Source organism: Pandoraea soli, from assembly GCF_902459595.1.
GTDB lineage: Bacteria > Pseudomonadota > Gammaproteobacteria > Burkholderiales > Burkholderiaceae > Pandoraea > Pandoraea cepalis.
In genome coordinates this window covers 228897-249824 of sequence record NZ_CABPSG010000002.1, presented here as the reverse complement: position 1 = coordinate 249824, position 20928 = coordinate 228897, and the positions used below count along the sequence as shown (strand labels likewise).

The following is a 20928-nucleotide window of genomic DNA, read 5'->3' as shown; positions in this document are numbered from 1 at the left end:
CTCTCGATTTTCGAGATAAAAATCGCGACGCCAGGGAGGTATTGCATGACGTTCCTGAAGTCCGGCTTGGCCGGCTTTCGGGGGGCCCGGGCATGAACGATCCCGTGCCTCGTCGGGTGCCCGACGTACAAGCCGAGTTGAGCCGCGCCGCGCTCGACAGTGCGCCCTATGCCATGTTCGTTTGCACGGACGACGGCATGCTCGAGCGAATGAACGGCGCGTTCACGCGGCTGACGGGCCATCGCCCGGACGACCTGCTGGGCAAGCGCAGCTTCCTGTCGTTGCTCGATCCGTCCGAGCTGGCGCGTCGTCGCCTGCCGGCGCTGGCCAGTCTGTCGGCCACCGAAACGGTACCGTACGACGACGAATGGCATCTGCTCACGCATGTGCGCAGCTGGCTGCCCGTACGCCTGGCGCTTTCCTGCGTCGAACATGCCCCCGGCGAACGACGCTGGGTGGGCATCGTGCTCGACCTATCGCAACAGGTGCAGGTGGCGTCCCGGCTCTGGTACGTCACGCATCACGACCCGGTCACCCAGTTGCCCAACCAGACGCTGCTCAACGAACGGCTCGAACTGGCGATCCATCGTTGCGCGCGCCAGCAGGTCGGGCTGACGGTTTTGCTGGTCGAACTCGATCACCTGCGCCAATTGCGCAGCACCTTCGGTCCGCCGACCGCAGAGCTGGCGCTGCGCATCGCCGCCGAACGTCTGCGCGACGCCAGCGGCCCCGAAGACGCCCTCGCGTGCCTCGGCGGCAGCCGTTTCGTCATCGTGACCAACGAAACGGGCGACGGCGCACGTCTGCTCGCCGCCCGGATGCAGGCACGGCTCGCCGAATGGGCCGACGTCGACCAAAATGCCGTTGCGCTCGACGCGAGCATCGGCGCGGTCAGCTATCCCGAACACGGCCACACCCCCGAGACGCTGCTGCGCCGCGCCCACATTGCGCTAGGCATCGCCAGCGCCGCCGGTGGCGGACTGCGCGTCTTCAGCAGCGAGATGGACGCGCAGACGCGGCGGCGCAACGAACTCGAGAGTCTGTTGCGCGTCGCGGTGCATGAGCAGGCGAACACGCAACTGCATCTCGTGTACCAGCCGCAAGTGAGTCTGTCGGACGGCGAGATCCGCCACGCGGAAACGCTCCTGCGCTGGCGTCACCCGGCGCTGGGGGCCATCGGACCAGCAGAATTCATCCCGATCGCGGAAACCTCGGGACTCATCCTGCCGCTGGGCGAATGGGTCATGCAAACGGCCTGCCGCGAGGCGAGCCGTCTGCTGCGGCGGTGCGGCCATCTGCCGCGCATCTCCGTCAACGTTTCGGCGCAGCAGTTCGCACGGCAGGACGTGGTGGGCATGGTCGAGCGGGCCCTGAGCGCGCATGCGCTGGAACCTCGCCACCTGGAGATCGAGATCACGGAAACCGTGCTGCTCGGCGACTCGAGCGCCGCAGTCGGTTCTTTGCGCTCACTGCACGACATGGGCGTGGAGATCGCCGTCGACGACTTCGGCACGGGGTATGCCAGCCTCGCCTACCTGACCCGTTTCCCCGTCAATCGCCTCAAGATCGACCAGACTTTCGTGCGCGACATGCTCACGCATGCCCCCAGCCAGGCCATCGTGAGCGCGGTCGTCGCGATGGCGCACTCGCTTGGCTTGCGTGTAACGGCTGAAGGTGTGGAAACGCAGGCGCAGGCCGAGCGGCTCACCGAGCTGGGGTGCGACGAAGCGCAGGGATTCTGGTTCGCGCGGCCCGTCGACATGCGCGGCTTTTATCACATCGTGGCGCCGCTGGGCAGCGGCGCCCGACGCTGACCACTCGCCGCCGTCACGCAATCCTTGCCTCCGGCCCCGCTATTTCCGCAGACATGGCGTGTCAAGACTCGCGCGCGTCTTGAGAACGCGGTATGGTACGTCGCGAAGGGACTCCCCCGAACGACGTTGCAACGAGGATTATCGCCATGAAGACCAAAGCCGCCATTGCCTGGGAAGCCGGCAAACCCCTGACCATCGAGGAAGTCGATCTGGAAGGGCCGCGCGCCGGCGAGGTGTTGATCGAGATCAAGGCCACCGGCATCTGCCATACGGACTACTACACACTCTCCGGCGCCGATCCGGAAGGTATCTTCCCCGCCATTCTCGGCCACGAGGGCGCGGGCGTCGTCGTCGATGTTGGCCCGGGCGTCACCACGCTGAAGAAAGACGATCACGTCATTCCGCTGTACACGCCCGAATGCCGCCAGTGCAAGTTCTGCCTGTCGCGCAAGACCAACCTGTGTCAGGCGATCCGCAGCACGCAAGGCCGCGGCTTGATGCCGGATGCCACGTCGCGCTTCTCGCTCGACGGCAAGCCCATCTTCCATTACATGGGCACGTCCACGTTCTCGAACTACATCGTCGTGCCGGAAATCGCCGTCGCCAAGGTGCGCTCGGACGCGCCGTTCGACAAGGTTTGCTACATCGGTTGCGGCGTGACGACCGGCGTGGGTGCCGTGGTCTATTCGGCCAAGGTCGAGGCGGGGGCGAACGTCGTGGTGTTCGGCCTCGGCGGCATCGGCCTGAACGTGATCCAGGGCGCGAAGATGGTCGGTGCCGACAAGATCATCGGCGTCGATATCAACCCGGGGCGCGTGGAACTGGCCAAGAAGTTCGGCATGACGCACTTCATCAATCCGAATGACGTCGAGAACGTCGTCGACACGATCGTGCAACTGACCGACGGCGGCGCCGATTACTCGTTCGAGTGCATCGGCAACGTGACGACCATGCGTCAGGCGCTCGAATGCTGCCACAAGGGCTGGGGCCAGTCGTTCATCATTGGCGTGGCCGCCGCGGGCCAGGAGATCAGCACGCGTCCGTTCCAGTTGGTGACCGGCCGCGAGTGGAAGGGGTCGGCGTTCGGCGGGGCGCGCGGTCGCACCGACGTGCCGAAGATCGTCGACTGGTATATGGAGGGTAAGATCAACATCGACGACCTGATCACGCACACGCTGCGTCTGGACCAGATCAACGAAGGCTTCGATCTGATGCAGCGCGGCGAGTCGATCCGCTCGGTCGTGCTGTACTGATCGACACGTTTCGAAGGCGCTGTTCCGCCCGCGCGTCACGGGTGCCGGACGCACCGCTGTCACGACAAGGAGACGGACATGAAAACATGGACTTTGCCGCTCGTGCTCGCGGGCGCCATGATGCTGGTCGCGCGGCCGGAGGTGGCGTCGGCGCAGTCCGGGCAGGCGGTGATCAATGCGCCGGCCAACGTGCGCGCCGGTCCGGCCGTCGACTACCCGGTTGTCGCCCAGACCGGCGCGGGCATGCCCGTGACGGTCTACGGCTGTCTGTCCGATTACTCGTGGTGCGACATCGGCCTGCCCGGCACGCGCGGCTGGATCTACGCGGCGCTGCTCAGCTATCCGTATCAGGGCAACCCGGTGCCCGTGCTCAACTACGGCCCGATGATCGGGCTGCCCATCGTGACGTTCTCGATCGGCGCGTACTGGGGCAACTATTACCGTGGTCGGCCGTGGTATCACGATCAGCGCTATTGGCAACGGCCGCCCCCCCGGCCGCGCCCGCCTGGGCACTACTATCCAGGCGCCGGACCGCGTCCGCCCGCGGGACACTATCCCGGCGCAGGGCCTCGCCCGCCGGGACAGGGGGCCGGACCGGGGCACCGCCCGCCCGGATACGGTGCGGGTCCAGGACCCGGGTCGCGTCCCCCGGGGCACGGCGCCAGTCCAGGGCCGCGCCCACAGGGAGGCGGCGGTAGCGCGGGTCCACGTCCGTCTGGTGGGGGGAATCGCCCAGACTATGACCGTGGACGAGGCGGTGGACGCGGAGGCGGACAGGGGGGTGGACACGGTGGACGTCCGCCCGGCAGCGGTCCGGGGGGCGGTGGCCCCGGCGGTTCCAACCACTGACCGCGCCAACCGCGGGCGTCGCCCTGTCCGCGACGCCGCGGCCCTCGCGCCGCGGCTGCCCCATCCATGTGCCCCCAATTCAGCAGACGCTGTACGCACCTTGGGAAAAATCGCTTAAAATATGAGCAATTCCGGCCAGGCGGAGGCGCCGATCAGGCACCGATGGCCGGACCGCAGGACAGCGAGCCTTCGCCCGAACGACGCCACGGCGTTGAACGGGCACCCACCTTGCAGACCCACCCTTCTCCGATGTGCCGCGGCGACAGTCGCCACGCACACGGCAGTCCGGCAGGATCCTCCGTAAGTCTCGATCGTGTTCGTCCCGCCCCGGTGTGCGCAGCGCGCGCCGTGGTTGCCTATCGTCTTGCCGCATCCGGCGCGCATCCCCATGCACGCTGCCGACGGCCGACAGACCGGTGCCGTGTGCACCGGCGACGTTAGCGCAACGAGGAGGTTCGACCCACCCTGTGGTGTTCCGCCAGGCATGGGAACGAGCGGCCACAAGCCCGGGGTGCCCTTGCAGCCAGGGCGCGGGAGGCCTCTCCCGTGGATTCCCCGATGGCGCGCCACGCGAACGCCAGGGGCATACGTTGCAGGAACCTTTTGCAGGTCATGAGTCTTTTTCGAACCAAAAACATCGAGAACATGCTGGTCGCGAGCCGTACCGGCAGTCTCAAGAAGGTGCTGGGCCCGGTCGATCTGGTCCTGATGGGCATCGGCGCCATCATCGGCACCGGCATTTTCGTCCTCACGGGCACCGGCGCCCTCACCGCCGGCCCCGCGCTCACGCTCTCGTTCATCGTCGCGGCAACCGCTTGCGGCTTCGCGGCCCTGTGCTACGCGGAATTCGCGTCGACGATTCCCGTCTCGGGATCGATCTACACCTACAGCTACGCCACGCTCGGCGAGATCGTCGCGTGGATCATCGGCTGGGATCTGATGCTCGAGTACGGGCTGGCCTCGTCGGCCGTCTCGGTCGGGTGGTCGGGCTACTTCCAGTCGCTCGCGGCAGGTTTCGGTCTGCATTTGCCCGCCGCCATCACGGCAGCACCCGGCAGCGTGCCCGGCGTCACGACCTTCATCAACCTGCCGGCCGTGATCATCATGCTGCTCATCACGTGGGTCCTGTCGTACGGCGTGCGTGAGTCCGCCCGCATCAACAATCTGATGGTGGCAATCAAGATCGGCGTCGTGCTGCTGTTCATCGCGGTGGGCGTGTGGCATGTGAAACCGGCCAACTGGACACCGTTCATGCCGTTCGGCACCCGCGGCATGTTCAATGCCGCCGCGCTCGTGTTCTTCGCGTTCATCGGCTTCGACGCCGTGACGTCGGCGGCGGAAGAAGTCCGCAATCCGGGCCGCGATCTGCCCATCGGCATTATCGGCTCGCTGATCGTCTGCACGCTGCTGTATGTGGCGGTCGCCGCGATCATGACCGGCATCGTGCCGTTTGCGAAGTTCGCGGGCGTGGACCACCCGGTGTCGCTGGCGCTGCAATACGCCGGTCAGAACTGGATCGCGGGCTTCGTCGATCTGGGCGCGATTCTCGGCATGACGACCGTGATCCTGGTGATGACGTACGGCCAGACCCGCATCACGTATGCCATGTCGCGCGACGGCCTGCTGCCGCCGCTGCTCTCGCGTATTCATCCGACGCACAAGACGCCGTTCACCGGCACGTGGATCATTGGCGTGGTGTTCGCCGTCATCGCGGGCTTCGTGCCGCTGGGCGTGCTCGCGGAGCTGATCAACATCGGCACGCTGTCGGCGTTCGCGCTGGTGTCGGTGGCCGTGCTGGTGCTGCGTCGCACGCACCCGGACCTGCCGCGCGCGTTCCGCGTGCCCGGCGCCCCGGTCGTGCCGCTCATCTCCGCCGGTCTGTGCCTGTTCCTGATGGCACACCTGCAAGCGACCACTTGGATCGCCTTCGTGGTGTGGCTCGTCATCGGCTTGGGAATCTATTTCACGTATGCGCGTCGCAACGCGCTGCTGCACAAGTCGACGCAGTCGTAATCGCGCCGCTTGCTGTCCCGCCTCGCGCCCAGGCGCGAGCGCGCGGACAGGCCTGCTCAGCCGAAATTGCGATTGAGCCACACCGCGCCGTAGCCGAGCGCGAACATGGTGAGCAGCAGCGGCACCGAGATGCGCAGCACCTGGATGACCAGCGGACGCGGCGGCAGATCTGCCTCCTCCGGCATACGCGCCGCTTCGCGCAACGCACCGGTGCAAAGCGCCGCCGCAACCACGCTCACGACGATCCAGAACGTCTGGTTGTACATCAGCGCGACGAGCAATAGCGCGAGCGCGACGTTGCGGCCGTGATAGATCAGATTGACGGTAGTACGAAAGGATTGCGGCGACATGTCGGTGTTGCACCGGCGTGAGCACGGATGCCCCACCGGCGCCAGGGTTCTGGTTATTCGTCGTGTGATGTGCGGCATGCCGTTCGGCTTGTCGCGACCTGCAGAATCTGCGCAGCGCTTATCCAGTCTTAACGGCTGTCGCTACCGCAGTCTTTAGCCTGGCACCACGTCGGCGCGCGCCACGCGGTAGTATCGGGCGCGATATCGAATGGAATGACGCGGGACACACCCGGCGATGTCCGACGTGATGTCAGGCGCCAAACGAATGCGGTATGCTCCCTCGCATGACTGCCCCCGCGCCTTCTCCTCTCCCCGCCGCCGTCCCGAACACCGATGGCGCTTCCCGTCACGATGCGCCGACGCGAGCCGTGTATGTCATCGTGGCGCACCCGCGCTGGCGCGACTCACGCGTCAACCACCGCCTGCTCGACGCTGCTCGCAGTATCGCAGGTGTCGACGTCAACGACCTGTACTCGACGTATCCCGACTTCAGCATCGACATTGCCGCCGAACAACAGCGCGTGGCGCGCGCCGATCTGGTCGTGCTCGTCCACCCGATCTACTGGTACAGCATGCCGCCGCTGCAGAAGCTCTGGCTCGACGAAGTGCTGTCGTGGGGCTGGGCGTACGGCCACGACGGCCACGCACTCGCGAACAAGGACTTCTGGCTCGTGGCGAGCGCCGGCGGACCACAGTCGAGCTATCGCCCCGAGGGCTACAACGAGCACGCGTTCTCGGCGTTCCTGCCGCCCTACGAGCAGATGGCGCGCCTGTGCAACATGCGCTTTCTGCCCCCGCACGTGTTCTTTGGCGCGCGACGCAGCGACGATGCCGCACTCGACGCCCACGTGAGCGCGTTTGCCGGCAAGCTCGCCACGTACCCGCAATGGCCCGAGCTGATTTCCATGGCAGACGCGCCCGAGTGTCAGGATATTCCGGTCGCGGATCGTCCGCGCTGCGCAACCGGCGTCGCCGATGTCGCCGGCACCACGAATGCAAGCCCAGGGAGGGCCGCCTGATGGAACACGTGCCGGCCTGGTTGCTTGCCAGCCTGATCTACCTCGCCGCGGCGGTCATTGTCGTACCGCTGTCGCGTGCGCTGGGACTCGGCGCGATCATCGGCTATCTCGCCGCCGGGATTGCCATCGGTCCCTGGGGACTCGGTCTAGTCGCGCGCGTGGAAGACGTGCTGCATTTCGCCGAATTCGGCGTGGTGCTGATGCTCTTCCTTGTTGGCCTCGAACTGGAACCGCGACGCCTGTGGAATCTGCGACGGCCGATCTTCGGGTGGGGCTCGGCGCAGGTCGTCGGCTGCGCGGTGTTGCTCTTCGCGGCGGGCGTCGCGCTTGGCGCACCGTGGCGCATCGCCCTCGTCGCGGCCCTCGGTCTCGCGCTCTCGTCGACCGCGATCGCCTTGCAGGTGATGGCCGAGCGCAATTTGCTCGGCACCCCGAGCGGCCAGGCAGGCTTTTCGATCCTGCTGTTCCAGGACGTTGCCGCGATCCCGATCCTCGCGCTGCTGCCCTTGCTGGCCAATTCGTTCGACAGCCACGTGATGACCGGCACGGCGCGCGCGCTCGAAGCCCTGAAAATCGTCGGCGTGATTGCGGCGATCATCCTTGGCGGGCGGCTGGCATTGCGCCCGCTGCTGCGCTGGATCGCCAACAGCCGCACGCCGGAGATTTTCACGGCGGCGTCGCTGTTGCTCGTCGTCGCCATCGCGGCACTGATGCAATGGGTCGGCCTGTCGATGGCGCTCGGCGCGTTCCTCGCCGGCGTGCTGCTCGCCGAGAGCGAATACCGGCGGGAGCTGGAAACCGACATCGAACCATTCAAGGGGCTTCTGCTCGGGCTGTTCTTCATTGCCGTCGGCATGAGCATCGACTTCGGTGTGCTGCTCGCGCAACCGCTGCGCATGATCGCCGTCGTCGTCGGCTTCATGGCGCTCAAAGGACTGGCCATCTACGGGGTGTCGCGGTGGATGCAACTGCCTTATCAAGAACGGCCGATCTTCACTCTGCTGCTGGCGCAGGGCGGTGAATTCGCTTTCGTGGTGTTCCAGTCGGCCGGACCGCAAGTGCTGCCTCCGGCGGTGTCGTCGTTCCTCATCGGCGCCGTCGCGCTCTCGATGCTGGTCTCGCCGCTGCTGCTCGTGGCCATCGACAAGTGGCTGCTGCCGCGCTACAGCGTGACGGGATCGCCCCGCATGGCAGAGATCGACGAGCCGCAGTCGGCCAGCGTCGTGATCTGCGGCTTTGGACGCTACGGGCAAATCGTTGGCCGCACGCTGGTGCCGCAGGGCGTTTCGGTGACCGTGCTCGATCACGATCCCGACACCATCGAGAGCCTGCGCCAGTTTGGCTTCCGGGTGTTCTACGGCGACGCGACACGGCTCGATCTGCTGCGTATCGCGGGCGTGGCACATGCCCGCGCGGTGGTCGTCGCCGTGGACGACGTCGATCAGTCTCTGGAAATCGTCGACCTGTTACGCGAACACTTCCCCGGCGTACCCATCGTGGCGCGGGCACGCAACGTCGGCCATCTGTTCCAGCTTCGCGATCGTGGCGTCGAACACATTGAACGGGAAGTCTTCGAGTCGTCGTTGCGCAGTGCACGGTCGGTGCTTGAAACCCTGGGCTGGCCGGCGGCCGAGGCGAGAGAGGCGGCGATGGCCTTCCGGCGCGCCAATTTGCAACTGACCGACGAGATGTATCCGGCTTACCAGGATCGCAAGGCGATGGTCGCCACCGCCAAGGAAGGCCGCCGTCAGTTCGAAGAGCAGATGGCACGCGAGCGAGAGCAGCGCCATGCGCGGCGGCACGTCACGTTCGGTTGGGACGGCGACCGCGCGCCCGACACGGCCGCTGCCCCGACGCCCACCGACGCATTGGCGTCACAAGCGCAGGACAAGCCCGCGGCCGACAACGGCAACCGCCGCGCCTGAGCGCCCAGTCACGATTCATCGGACGAACAAAAAGCCGTCCCGAGGATTTCCCTCGGGACGGCTTCTGACTGTGCGGCGACAGCCCGCCGGCGATCAGCTGCCTTGGCTGACGTTCAGCTCACCTGCGGCGCGGGCACGCGCCAGTTCCTGCTTCACGCCAGCGCGCGTGGCGCTCGGGCCTTGCGAGGCGACGATCGGGTAGTCGACGTCGTTCTGCGGCACAAGGCCTTGGGCGCGTGCCTGGGCCAGTTCGGCCTTCACGTCGGCGCGGCTCTTGGTCGAGGCCGAAGCGACATAGACCGGATAGTCGGCGTCACCGTTCGGGATCAGCCCTTGAGCGCGGGCCTGTGCCAGATCAGCCAGCACGGCGGCACGCGTGAGCGGCTGACCTTGCGAGGCGATCTCGGGGTAGTTGTTACCGTTCTCGGCAGCGTTGCTGGCCACAGCACCGAACGAAGCCACGGCGGCGATAAGGGCGATTGCGATGTTCTTGCGGTTCATTTTCTTAACTCCTGTCTAGTTTGCGACGACTTTGTTTTCAATTGCGCCGTCGATGGAAAGAAGTCTAGAACTCGCCGCCAAGATGAAAAACGCGATATTTGTCGAGGAACTATTGCGGCTTTCGAAGAGAATGAACGCACCACAATGGGGCAATGGCGAAGCGACGAACGCCGCGGCCCCCGGAAACCGGGGCACAGCGGCGTCGTAAGCGTTGGGGAAACGTGCGGGCGGGGACTCAGTCGACGAGCGAAGCGCCGAGGGCATCGAGCAACTGCTGGGTACCGCGTTCGCGCGAGCCCGCGTCGTCGTAGCCGTCCAGAAACGCGCCCTGCTCGGTCATGACGAGTTGTGTGCCGCCATCGTGCGCACGAAGGTCGAGCGTCGCAAGCGACACGGAGATCTTGCGCGTATCGAGATGCATCTCGTACGTGTAGACAAGCCGTGAATCGGGCACGACATCAAAGTACAGCGCGTCGAACGTCGACACCATACCGCTTGCCCACTGCCCTTTGGCCACCTCGCGGCCACCGGGGCGCACATCCATCGAGCGTTCTAGCAACGTCAGACCATCGCTTCTGGCGAACCAGCGATCCTTGGCGTCGCGCTCGGTCAGCGCACGATACACGCGCGCAGGCGACGCCGCGTATTGACGCTCGATGCGAAAGGTCGCATGCACCACACTGCGTTGCGTTGGCGCCTCCGCCTCGCGCATGACCTCGCGGCCCAGCTTGTCGAGTGTCTGCGCCCAGCCCTGAGCGGCACCTGCGGGCATCCAGGCGAACGCGGGATCGTGAACGGTGTAGCGCTGCTCGACATCCAACCGCGTGCCTTGCGCCACTTCCGTGAATTTCGCCGTCGTGCGCGTGCCGAACAGGGCCTGCCCCTTCGCGTCGGTCACTTCCATGTCGATCACAAGACGCGCCGGCGCGTCGATCTCGATGAAACGCCCGCGAATCCAATGCGACTCCCCTTCGGGCGATTGCATGCGCAGGTCGAAAACGCCGCCCACGCGGGCATCGATCTGCGCTTCGGGCACGGTGTAGCCGGTTGGGCAAAACCAGCGCTTCACGGCATCGGTGCGGGTCCAGGCGAGAAATACGGTTTCGCGGTTGGTTGCGTAAGTCCGGCCAACGCTCAACGGACGCGGCTGCGTTTCGGGTGTGGCTTCACTGGCTGTCCTCATGAACTCCTCCTTCGGGCGGCAGGCTGGCCAGATACTCGCCCAATCGGTCGAGATGGCCCTCCCACTCATGACGGCGCTGATGAATCCATCGCTCGGCAAGGCTCAGCGCCTGGGGTTCGATCCGGCACGTTCGCACGCGTCCGGCCTTTTCCGTTCGCACCAGCCCCGCACTCTCAAGTACGGCCAGGTGCTGCATGACCGCCTGCAACGACATCGCCAGCGGCTGCGCGAGCGCGCTCACCGACGCCGGCCCCTGCGCCAGCCGCGCAAGCATCGCGCGCCGCGACGCGTCGGCCAGCGCCTGAAAGGTCAGATCGAGGGTGATGTCATGGTCAAGCATGTACTTGAGTATAGACGCTCAAAAAAGTAAAGCAAGCACTTTAGTATCAATATCATCAGGTAATGATGTGATGCTCGTTGCGCGGGCGCAGGCGGGCCGTGTGCTGGCGATGGAGGATCTCTCGCAGCGATTGCTCGATGGTCTCGGACATGGCGTTGAGCGCGAGGTCGTTCGGCTCCAGCCCGAACGGCTCCTCGATTTCGGCGCTGACCGCTTCGAGCGCGAAGAAGGTGTACGAGAGGAAGGCCACGACCACCGGCGTCATCGGCCCAATCGAATCGACCAGACCGAAGGGCAGCAGCAGACTGTAGAGATAGGTCACGCGGTGCAGGATCACACCGTAGGTGAACGGGATCGGCGTGGTGGCGATGCGCTCGCAGCCGCCGATGGCTTCGCCGAGCCGATCCAGATGCATCTCCATGACCTGCGCAAGCGGCGCTTCGATCTGCCCGCGCGAGCGGCGTTCCCGGAGCCATTCGCCCGCCATGAGCAGGATCGCGATGGGCTTGAACTGCTTGCGGGCGAGGCAGGCCACGTCCGTTTTGTCGAGCAGCCGTTCGAAGTCGGCCTGCGGGTCCGTGCCGCGCAACTGATGACGCATGCCATGCACGAAGGCGATGAGATAGGCGACGAAGCGCGACGAATCCGAGGTATCGGACACCAGCGTCATCGACTGGCGGGCCAGCGCGCGCGTCTCGTTGAGCACGCTGCCCCAGAGCATCCGGGCTTCCCAGTAGCGGGCGTAGCTCGTGGTATTGCGAAAGCCGAGGAAAATCGCGAGCGTGATGCCGATCAGCGAGAACGGCACGAACGTGAGCGGAATCTTCCATTCGAAGACGCGTCCGTGGGCCAGCGTGACGGCGATCGAGATGAGCGTGGTGAAAATAAGCTGCGGAGCAATCTTGGGAACGATCGAACCGCGCACGACGAAGAGCATGCGCAGCCAGTTCAGATTGGGTCGAACGATCATGGGGGAATGGAGGCGCTCGCAAGCGCGGAAAGACTGGCTGTGGGGGGAGCCGTTGCGCCGGGATGATACGCCCATATCGGCCGGTTTGAAATGGTTGCAACCGATTACCCGCCGCCGCGCGGCTATGCGTTGCACCGCCGCCTTGGCGCCATTGCGCAGGAAACGCGCGCCATGGCCGCACAACGCGGCGGCGGCCTGTCGGGCGACGAGCAACGCGCCCGCAATCAGGAACTCGACCCACTGCATCGAGTGATCGCCGGCTGACGTCGACACGGCTGCCGTGATCCAGCAAAGACAACGCCCGTCGGCCGCTAAGCCGACGGGCGTTTCAATGGCCTTACCGGACCACCGTTACTTCACGGCCAATGCTTGCGCCAGCGTGACCGGGTCCTGGAAAATGCTCGAAAAATCGAGCGCGCCGTGCCCGTTGGCCCGATGCACCTCGAAGATGCGCCGCGCCAGATCGCCGAGCGGGGTCGCCACGTCGCCGGCCGCCGCCGCCCCGTGAGCGAGACGCAAGTCCTTCGCCATCAGGTCGGTCGCAAAACCGCCGGTGTAACCCCGCGACGACGCGGCATTCTCCATCACACCCGGACACGGGTTGTAGACCTCCAGCGTCCAATTGCGCCCGGAGCTTTGCTGCATGACCGCCGAGAGCACCTTCGGATCGAGTCCGTTGGCGATCCCCAGACGCAGCGCCTCGCTCGTGCCTGCCATCAGAATACCCAGCAGCATGTTGTTGCACAGCTTGAGCGTCTGTCCCGCGCCCAGCGGCCCGCCGTGATGAATCGCTCGTCCCATGTTGCCGAGCAGCGGCCGCATGCGCTCGACGAGCGCTGCATCGCCGCCCACCATGAACGTGAGCGTACCCGCAGCCGCCCCCGCCGTGCCGCCGGAGACCGGCGCGTCGAGCAACGGCGTGCCCGGACGCGCGAGCGTCGCCAACTGGCGTGGAATTTCCGGCGGCACCGTGCTGCTGTCGATCAGCACCGCATCCGGCGCGGCGTGCGCGAGCACACCGTCCGGGCCATCGTACGCCGCGAGCACATGCTCGCCGGCGGGCAGCATCGTGATGACCACCTGAGCGTTGCGCACGGCGTCGGCAATCGAAGTGGCCGCCGTGCCACCGGCCGCCGTGAGTCGCGCGAGCGCCGCGTCCGACAAGTCGAAGCCGCGCACCGCGTGCCCCGCCTTCACCAGATTCGCCGCCATCGGCCCGCCCATGTTGCCGAGCCCGATGAAGGCGACACGCCAGGCCTTTTGTTGCGTTTCCGTAGCCATCGTCTGTCTCCGAATCTCCGAAAGAGTCGTGCGCGTTACTTCAACGTGATCGTCGTGTTCACGCCCGCCGGGCCCGTACCGCGCGCTTGCCAGCGTGCCGTCACGGTCTTGGTCTGCGTCCAGAACAGAATCGCTTGTTTGCCGTTCGGCCCCAGATCGCCCAGCTTCGACGCACGCGACCCGGTGAAGCTGAACCAGGCGACCGGCACCGGAATCGGCAGGTTGATCCCGACCTGCCCAACGTCGATCTCGTTCTGGAACTGACGTGCCGCCCCGCCATCCTGCGTGAACAGCGCCACGCCATTGCCGTTGGGATTGGCGTTGACGAAGGCGATCGCTTCATCGAGCGTATCGACGCCCGTCATGCACAGCACCGGGCCGAAAATCTCGTCGCGATAGATCGACATGTCGGCCGTGACATCGTCGAAAATCGTCGGACCGACGAAGTTGCCGTCGGGCGCTTCCTTGACGGTGTGGCCGCGGCCGTCGAGCAGCAGTTTCGCGCCCTCCTCCACGCCGGCGCCGATGAGCTTCTCGACGCGCGCACGCGCCTGCTTCGACACCACGGGGCCGAGATCCGCCGTGCGGTCCGAGCCCGGACCGACCTTGAGTGCGCGCGCACGCGCCACCAGCTCAGGCACCCACTCGCGCGCTTCGCCCACGAGCACCGCCACGGACGTGGCCATGCAACGCTGCCCCGCCGCGCCGAACGCCGCGCCGAGCAGGTGGTTGATGGCCTGCTCGCGATCCGCGTCGGGCAGGATCACGCAGTGGTTCTTCGCGCCCATCATCGCCTGGCAGCGCTTGCCCGCCTCCGAGGCGCGACGATAGATATGCGTGCCGACATGCGTCGAGCCGATGAACGACACGGCCTTGATGTCCGGATGATCGCAAATGCCGTTGGCGATGTCCGGCCCGCCATGCACGACATTGAGCACGCCCGGCGGCAGGCCGGCTTCGAGTGCGAGTTCGGCCAGGCGCAGCGACGCGCTCGGATCCTGCTCCGACGGCTTGAGCACGAACGTGTTGCCGGTGGCCACCGCCAGCGGGAACATGAAGCACGGCAGCATCACCGGGAAGTTGAACGCCGTGATCCCGGCGCACACGCCCAGCGGCTCGATCAGCGTGTAGACGTCAACGCCGCCGGCGGCGTTCTGGGCGTATTCGCCCAACTGCAGCGAGGCAATCGAGCATGCGTGTTCGACGACTTCGAGGCCGCGTCCGACTTCGCCTTCGGCGTCGGGCAACGTCTTGCCGTGCTCACGCGTGATCAATTCGGCGAGTTCGCCGGTGTGCTCGCGCAGCAGTTGCTGGAAGCGCAGCATCACGCGCATGCGGTTGGCTTGCGACGTACTGCGCCAACCCTTGTAGGCCGCCTTGGCCGACGCCACGGCGGCATCGAGTTCCTCCGTCGTGGCAAACGGCACGCGCGCGACGACTTCCTGCGTGGCCGGGTTCACAACGTCGCGCCACTGCGAGGACTTCGACTCGACGCGCTTGCCGTCGATCAGCAGCGGAATGGTGGGTAGGGACATGACATGCTCTCCTGATGGAAACGAATGCGAGGATTCGGGGGCGAAAAGACTGCGAATGACTTCAGGGTTCGGTGGAAGGCGGGCTGCGGTGAGTGACCACGCAGCGCCGCCGGCAATTACAAGATAGGCAATCGCAGCGAGGCCTGCGCCGCGACGATCCCATGACGATCAAGCGTCGCTCACTTCGCCGCCGTGCTCGTCTTCACGAGCGAGCAGGTCGATTTAGACAGCGGCTGGAAGGCTTCCGTCGCGGGCACCGTAGCGACCTTGGTGTAGTAGTCCCACGGGCCTTTCGACTCGGCGGGCGACTTTACGCGGAACAGGTACATGTCGTGGATCACGCGCCCGTCCGGACGAATCGAGGCGTTGTGCATGATCGGATCGCGAATCGGCATTTCCCGCATTTTTTGCGCGACCACCTTGGCGTCCACGCTCTGAGACGCCGCGACCGCACGCAAGTAATGCAGCACACTCGAATACACGCCCGCCTGCACCATCGTCGGCTTCAGATCCTTGTACTTTTTCTGGAAGCGGGCCGACCAGACACGCGCGGCGTCGTCCTGATCCCAGTAAAAGCCATCGGTAAACATCAAGCCCTGCGCCGTGTTCAGGCCGAGCGCATGAACATCCGACAGGAAGACCAGCAGCGCCGCCAACTTCTGCCCGCGTTGCACAATGCCGAATTCGCGTGCCTGCTTGAGCGCGTTGACGGTGTCCTGCCCGCCGTTGGCGAGCGCCACGACCTGTGCCTTCGAGCTTTGCGCCTGCAACAGGAACGATGCATAGTCGGATGCATTGAGCGGATGTCGCGACTGTCCCAGGACCGTGCCGCCGAGCGTCTTCACGATATCGGCGGCGTCTTTCTCAAGAGAGTGCCCGAAGGCATAGTCGACGGTGATGAAGTACCACGATTTGCCACCGTCACCGACCACGGCGCGCGCGGTTGCCGCCGACTGCGAGTAGGTGTCGAACATCCAGTGAAAGCCCGTGGGCGAGCAGTCTTCGTTCGTCAGTCGCGTGGTCGCCGGCCCTGAGAACAACGTCACGCGTTGCTTGTCCATGGCGATCTTCTGCACCGCCAGGGCGGCCGCCGAGTTCGTGAGATCGGCAATCGCATCGACATTGTCGCGATCAAACCATTCCCGGGCCTTGTTGGCGGCGACATCGGCCTTGTTCTGGTTGTCGGCCGACACCAGCGCAATCTTCATGCCCTTGCACTCGGCCGCCAGACAATCGTCGATCGCCATTTGCGCGGCCGCGACCGAGCCGGCACCGCCCATCGCCGAATACGGCCCCGACATGTCGGTGAGCACGCCCACCTTCACCGGGCGGTCCGGCAACTGCGCCATACCGGCCATCGACATCAACCCCAAGCCCGCGCCGAATCCCAGCGCGAGCAACCACGGCTTGATCTTCATCGCTTCGTCTCCTTCAGGTTTTTTTATGCGTTCGTCGTCGCCGTCTATGCGCGGCGCTCATGAATTGTATTTGTGCGAATTTGCTTTACATAGCGAATATATGCATCTACTTTGTGCATAAATACACATAGGAGAGAGCGTAATGGTTCGCGCCGCCGCAGCAAGACCGTCGGGCATCGCTGGCGCTTCGGGGGCGGAGCCGCGTCCCGACTGGGACGACTTGCGCTACTTCCTGGAGGTCGCGCGCACACAGCGCGTAAGCGCCGCGGCGCAACGCCTGGGGGTCGATCACACGACCGTCTCGCGACGAGTGCGCGCGCTGGAGCAGTCGCTCGGCACGTTGTTGTTCGACAAATCGCGCAACGCGGGCTTTGCGCTGACGCCCGAGGGGCAGCAGCTCCTCGTCTACGCGGAGCAAATGGAGACCACGCTGCAATCGGCGTGCGAGCAGGTGGCGGGGCTCGGGCAAACGCTCTCGGGCCACGTTCGTATCGGCTCGACGGAAGCGTTCGGCACGTACTTCGTCACGCCGGTCCTCTCACGCTTTCAGCGCGAATACCCCGCTATCGCTTTCGACGTGCTGCCCGTGCCGCGCTTCGTGAGCCTGTCGAAACGCGAGGCCGATCTGGCGATCACCATCGAACGCCCCCAGCGCGGGCCTTACGTGTGCAGCAAGCTGTGCGACTACCGTCTGCAGTTGTATGCGACGCCCGGTTATCTCGCGCAATACGGCGACGTCGCGACGTTCGCGGATCTGTCCGGACGCCGGTTCATCAGCTACGTCGACGAACTCACGTTCAGCAACGAGTTGCGTTATCTGGAGGACATCGTGCCCGGGGGCAACGTCGTGCTGCGCAGCACAAGCGTCATCGCCCAATATCAGGCGGCATTGCAGGGCGAGGCGCTGGCGATCCTGCCATGCTTCATGGCCGCGCAGGACGCACGGCTGGTGCCGTTGCTCGTCGACGACGTGGTCGTCACGCGCAGCTTCTGGATCTATTGTCACGAGGAATTGCGCTCGCTCAAGCGCATTACGGTGCTGTGGGATTACTTACGCGACGCCGCCCAGCGCAATGACGCCCTGTTGCAAGGCCAATCCGGACAACTGCGGCTGGTCTGATCCCGATCAGCGAATCTTGCGTTGCTCGGCGTCGATCACGGCGGGAATCGCCGCGCGCATCGCTTCGATGAAGCGGCGCAGCCGGGCCGGATAGTACTTCGCGTACGGGTAGAGGAGGTACATCGGCAAGGCCGTCGAGCGCCATGGCGGCATGAGCTGCATCAGGCGACCCTGCGCCACGTCTTCAGCCATCAACCATGCCGAACAAACCGCCACACCCAACCCGCGCAATGCGGCACTGCGCAATGCATAGAGGTTGTCCGTGCTCATGCGCGGATCGAATGTGACGCGGGCCGTCTCGTGCGTTTGCTCGTGCGTGAGCGTGATGTCGTTGCGGTAGAACGTGGTGAGCGAGAGCCACGGCAACGAGGCCAGGTCCGAGGGGTGCGAAGGCAACGGACGTCCGCGCAGCAGGTCGGGCGACGCTACGACGATGCGCGGCACGTCGGTCAACGAAATCGCCACATTCGACGGATCGCGCAGTTCGCCCACGTGAATCGCGCAGTCGATGCCTTCCGCAATGAAATCAGGCTCGCGGTCCTGCAAGAACCAATGCACCTTCATCCCGGCATAGCGCTCCAGAAAGTCCGCGAGCGGGCCGATCATCATTTCCTGACCGAACGCGTGGGGTACGAGCACGCGCAAGGTGCCCTCCGGGTCGTCGCCGGTGCCGCGCAGATCGGCTTCGAACGCCTCCCAGCTCGTCACCAGTTCCTTCGCCCGAACGAAGCAACGCTCACCGTCCTCGGTGAGCTTCATGCGATGCGTCGAGCGTTGCAGCAAGCGAAGTCCCAGCGAGCGTTCGAGCATCTGCAAACGCCGGCTGACGGTCGGCTGCGTGGTGCCAAGCAGCGCTGCGGCGGCCGACAGACTGCCGGCCTCGACGATGCGCACAAACGTCTGCATCAGCTCGACACGGTCGGCACCGCCGCCTCGGCCAGCGGGCGCATCGGTGCCAATGGCAGGGGGATGAAGGGGCTCTGTCATACGCAACACGTATAAAGGTTGTACGGATTATAGGCCTACCACCGCACTGCACCAAGCGCGACACTACGCCCCGTACCTTGCTACTGGAGCCTCACCTCATGCGTTCTGCACAGATTTCCAGCGCCACTGGCGCGAATCAGGCCGCCACGCGAGCGCAGCCCGAGCTGTCTGCCCGGCTTATCCTGCTGCTGGCAACGGGCACCGGCCTGACGGTCGCCTCGCTGTACTACGCCCAGCCGATGCTCGGCATCATGACCGACGACATCCACGCCGCCAACACGACGGTCGGCTGGGTTCCGACGCTCACCCAGCTCGGCTACGCGCTGGGCATTCTGCTGCTGGTGCCGCTCGGCGACATTATCGACCGGCGTCGTATCGTGCTCGTCAAGGGCGCGATTCTCACGCTCGCGCTGCTGCTGGCCGCCTTTGCCCCGGGCATTGGCACGCTGCTCGCCGCGAGTCTGGCCATCGGGCTGACCGCGACGATGGCACAGGACATCGTGCCCGCCGCGGCCGCGATCGCGCCCGAATCGATCCGGGGCCGAGTCGTCGGCACCGTGATGACCGGACTGTTGTTGGGCATTCTGCTCTCGCGCGTGGTGTCCGGCTTCGTGGCCCAGAACTTCGGTTGGCGGGCGATGTATGTCGTCGCCGCCATCAGCGTGGCCGGCTTCGGCGTGGTGGCGTGGCGCGCCCTGCCGTCGTTCCATCCGACGACGCAGATGACCTATCGCCAATTGCTCGGTTCGGTGGCCGGCCTGTGGCGTCGTCATCCGGCGCTGCGCCGGGCGGCATTGGCGCAGGGCCTGCTGTCGGTCGGCTTCAGCGCCTTCTGGTCGACGCTCGCCGTCATGCTGCACGACGCCCCGTTCCATCTGGGCGCGGCGGCGGCGGGGGCATTCGGTCTGGCAGGCGCGGCCGGGGCACTCGGCGCACCGCTGGCCGGCCGCATTGCGGATCGCAAGGGGCCGCAGATCGTCACCCGTCTTGGGGCGAGCCTGGTGGCCGTGTCCTTCGCCGCGATGCTGTTCGCGCCCATGCTCGGCGCCCATGCCCAACTGTGGCTGATCGGTCTGGCCGCCATCGGCTTCGACCTGGGCGTGCAGGTCGCGCTGGTCTCGCATCAAACCATCGTGTATGGCATCGAACCCGCCGCCCGCAGCCGTCTGAACGCCGTGCTTTTCGTCGGCGTCTTCATCGGCATGTCGATCGGCGCGGCACTCGGTGCTCAGGCATTGGCGCACTGGGGCTGGACGGGTGTCGCGTCGCTCGCCACGCTGGCGGCCCTCGCCGCGCTCGTTGTGCGACTGTGGCCCGGCACGACGTCGGCACACTGACGCCCAGCCCGCCGCTGACGACGACGGAACAAAGACACGCAGGCCGCCTCCCTCGGGAGGCGGCCTTGTCGTTTGACACACCGGGCGAGTTCATGGCGCCGACAACGTTCAGCCAGCGGCCTTTGCGGCACAGGCGCGCACCTGCTCGTACAAAGCGTCGGTATCGATGCCGTCGAGCCTCAGGCCGAAACGTTCCCGCAGCACTTGCGCGAGTTGCGCCGCCGACGCGATGTCGGTTTCCGCCACGACGTCGCCTTGCGCCGAGCGCTCCGTCAGCGTTGTGTTGAGTAGCGCAATGCGTCCGAGCGGCAGCACACGGCAGACGATGAGCTGATTCCGGAAGATGGAATCGGGCGCGCTCGACGTGTACCAATTGCCCAGCTTGTAGTCGATCCACTCGGCGGGTTTCGGCGCAAAGCGATAGACAGGCAACCACGTGTCGGCGGAGCGCACGCTCAGGCGGTACTCGCTGGGCGGCCCGCCATCCTCCGTACGAACCGTCTCCAGTCGGAACGTTTCCAGCAGGGTCGACTGGGGTTGCGCCGAATGCAGACGCAGCGGCGCGGTGAGCGTGACGGAGCCGAAACCCACATCGGCCAGCCAGGCCTCGCCGTCGAGATCGACGCGCAGCAGCATGTGCGTGAGCGGTGCTTCCCCATCAAACGAGCGCCCCCACACGACGCGTCCGATCAACGGCGTGACGACAAACCCGAGATGGGTCAGCGCATGGGCGAACAGCGCGTTCTGCTCGAAGCAGTAGCCGCCGCGTCCGCCATCGAGCAACTTGGCAACGACCGACGGCAGCTCGACGTCGACCGGCTGACCACGAATCGGATCGAGATTCTCGAACGGAATGGCCAGCGGATGCAGCGAGTGGATGGCGCGCAGAACGTCGAGCGTTGCTTCACGCGGGCCGGTGTAACCGATGCGCTGAAAATAGCGTTCCGGATCGAAGGGATGAGACATGCCTGACGTCCTCTTGAGGGATGCGGACCTACGCAGAGCCCATACGTTAGCGCATCCGCCGTGTCTT

Annotated in this window: 19 protein-coding genes; 9 read left to right on the top strand and 10 right to left on the bottom strand. The window is 65.6% G+C overall.

The features are described from left to right. Window positions 1–92: 92 nt before the first annotated feature. The 4 genes from PSO31014_RS05105 to bcaP all read left to right on the top strand — a co-directional run bounded on the left by PSO31014_RS05105 (window position 93) and on the right by bcaP (window position 5929). Window positions 93–1814, top strand: coding sequence for a putative bifunctional diguanylate cyclase/phosphodiesterase (locus tag PSO31014_RS05105; RefSeq protein ID WP_150550624.1), 1722 nt, complete (start codon window positions 93–95; stop codon window positions 1812–1814). Between the two features lie 146 nt (window positions 1815–1960). Continuing rightward, complete coding sequence (locus PSO31014_RS05100) at window positions 1961–3067, top strand: S-(hydroxymethyl)glutathione dehydrogenase/class III alcohol dehydrogenase (RefSeq protein WP_150550623.1); 1107 nt, start codon at window positions 1961–1963, stop codon at window positions 3065–3067. 78 nt (window positions 3068–3145) lie between these two features. After that, the gene (locus PSO31014_RS05095; RefSeq protein WP_150550622.1) at window positions 3146–3916 is read left to right on the top strand and encodes an SH3 domain-containing protein; all 771 of its coding nucleotides are present in this window, start codon (window positions 3146–3148) and stop codon (window positions 3914–3916) included. A gap of 612 nt (window positions 3917–4528) precedes the next feature. Then, a complete protein-coding gene (bcaP, locus tag PSO31014_RS05090) occupies window positions 4529–5929 on the top strand; it encodes a branched-chain amino acid transporter BcaP (RefSeq protein WP_150550621.1) in 1401 nt (466 codons plus the stop codon). A 56-nt stretch (window positions 5930–5985) separates the two neighbouring features. Here the strand turns inward: bcaP and PSO31014_RS05085 are convergent, their stop codons facing one another. After that, entirely contained in the window at window positions 5986–6279 is a 294-nt protein-coding gene (locus PSO31014_RS05085) for a hypothetical protein (RefSeq protein ID WP_150550620.1), read from the bottom strand. 284 nt (window positions 6280–6563) lie between these two features. On the opposite strand from PSO31014_RS05085, the gene kefF reads away from it, so the two are divergent. Together kefF and kefC are read left to right on the top strand one after the other, a co-directional pair. Further along, a complete protein-coding gene (gene kefF / locus PSO31014_RS05080; protein WP_246176241.1) occupies window positions 6564–7298 on the top strand; it encodes a glutathione-regulated potassium-efflux system oxidoreductase KefF in 735 nt (244 codons plus the stop codon). Further along, window positions 7298–9223 (top strand): glutathione-regulated potassium-efflux system protein KefC, encoded by a 1926-nt coding sequence (kefC, locus tag PSO31014_RS05075; protein WP_150550619.1) that lies wholly within the window; start codon window positions 7298–7300, stop codon window positions 9221–9223. Before kefF ends, kefC begins: the two co-directional genes overlap by 1 nt. Before the next feature lie 93 nt (window positions 9224–9316). Here the strand turns inward: kefC and PSO31014_RS05070 are convergent, their stop codons facing one another. The 4 genes from PSO31014_RS05070 to PSO31014_RS05055 form a co-directional block, all read right to left on the bottom strand. Then, the gene (locus tag PSO31014_RS05070) at window positions 9317–9724 is read right to left on the bottom strand and encodes a DUF4148 domain-containing protein (protein WP_017234835.1); all 408 of its coding nucleotides are present in this window, start codon (window positions 9722–9724) and stop codon (window positions 9317–9319) included. A gap of 235 nt (window positions 9725–9959) precedes the next feature. After that, window positions 9960–10907 carry an SRPBCC family protein gene (locus tag PSO31014_RS05065; protein WP_150550618.1) on the bottom strand — a complete coding sequence of 316 codons (948 nt, stop codon included), beginning with the start codon at window positions 10905–10907 and terminating at the stop codon, window positions 9960–9962. Further along, on the bottom strand, window positions 10891–11247 hold the full coding sequence (locus PSO31014_RS05060) for an ArsR/SmtB family transcription factor (RefSeq protein ID WP_017234833.1): 357 nt from the start codon (window positions 11245–11247) through the stop codon (window positions 10891–10893). Before PSO31014_RS05060 ends, PSO31014_RS05065 begins: the two co-directional genes overlap by 17 nt. Window positions 11248–11302: 55 nt before the next feature. Beyond that, window positions 11303–12217, bottom strand: coding sequence for a bestrophin family protein (locus tag PSO31014_RS05055; protein WP_150550617.1), 915 nt, complete (start codon window positions 12215–12217; stop codon window positions 11303–11305). Window positions 12218–12307: 90 nt separating this feature from the next. On the opposite strand from PSO31014_RS05055, the gene PSO31014_RS22345 reads away from it, so the two are divergent. After that, entirely contained in the window at window positions 12308–12481 is a 174-nt protein-coding gene (locus tag PSO31014_RS22345; RefSeq protein WP_174976380.1) for a hypothetical protein, read from the top strand. 87 nt (window positions 12482–12568) lie between these two features. On the opposite strand, the gene mmsB is transcribed toward PSO31014_RS22345, so the two are convergent. The 3 genes from mmsB to PSO31014_RS05040 form a co-directional block, all read right to left on the bottom strand. Further along, complete coding sequence (gene mmsB, locus PSO31014_RS05050) at window positions 12569–13498, bottom strand: 3-hydroxyisobutyrate dehydrogenase (protein ID WP_150550616.1); 930 nt, start codon at window positions 13496–13498, stop codon at window positions 12569–12571. A gap of 35 nt (window positions 13499–13533) precedes the next feature. Beyond that, window positions 13534–15033, bottom strand: a complete 1500-nt coding sequence (locus tag PSO31014_RS05045) for a CoA-acylating methylmalonate-semialdehyde dehydrogenase (RefSeq protein WP_150550615.1) — start codon at window positions 15031–15033, stop codon at window positions 13534–13536. A gap of 179 nt (window positions 15034–15212) precedes the next feature. Beyond that, complete coding sequence (locus PSO31014_RS05040; RefSeq protein WP_150550614.1) at window positions 15213–16451, bottom strand: ABC transporter substrate-binding protein; 1239 nt, start codon at window positions 16449–16451, stop codon at window positions 15213–15215. A 142-nt stretch (window positions 16452–16593) separates the two neighbouring features. Between PSO31014_RS05040 and PSO31014_RS05035 the strand changes: the two genes are divergently transcribed. Further along, window positions 16594–17571, top strand: coding sequence for a LysR family transcriptional regulator (locus tag PSO31014_RS05035; protein WP_150550613.1), 978 nt, complete (start codon window positions 16594–16596; stop codon window positions 17569–17571). 6 nt (window positions 17572–17577) lie between these two features. Here PSO31014_RS05035 and PSO31014_RS05030 read toward each other — a convergent pair whose 3' ends face one another. After that, entirely contained in the window at window positions 17578–18558 is a 981-nt protein-coding gene (locus PSO31014_RS05030) for a LysR family transcriptional regulator (protein WP_425494849.1), read from the bottom strand. 98 nt (window positions 18559–18656) lie between these two features. Between PSO31014_RS05030 and PSO31014_RS05025 the strand changes: the two genes are divergently transcribed. Beyond that, window positions 18657–19895 carry an MFS transporter gene (locus PSO31014_RS05025; protein WP_150550612.1) on the top strand — a complete coding sequence of 413 codons (1239 nt, stop codon included), beginning with the start codon at window positions 18657–18659 and terminating at the stop codon, window positions 19893–19895. 108 nt (window positions 19896–20003) lie between these two features. On the opposite strand, the gene PSO31014_RS05020 is transcribed toward PSO31014_RS05025, so the two are convergent. Further along, window positions 20004–20861 (bottom strand): arylamine N-acetyltransferase family protein, encoded by an 858-nt coding sequence (locus tag PSO31014_RS05020; protein WP_150550611.1) that lies wholly within the window; start codon window positions 20859–20861, stop codon window positions 20004–20006. Window positions 20862–20928: the final 67 nt, after the last annotated feature.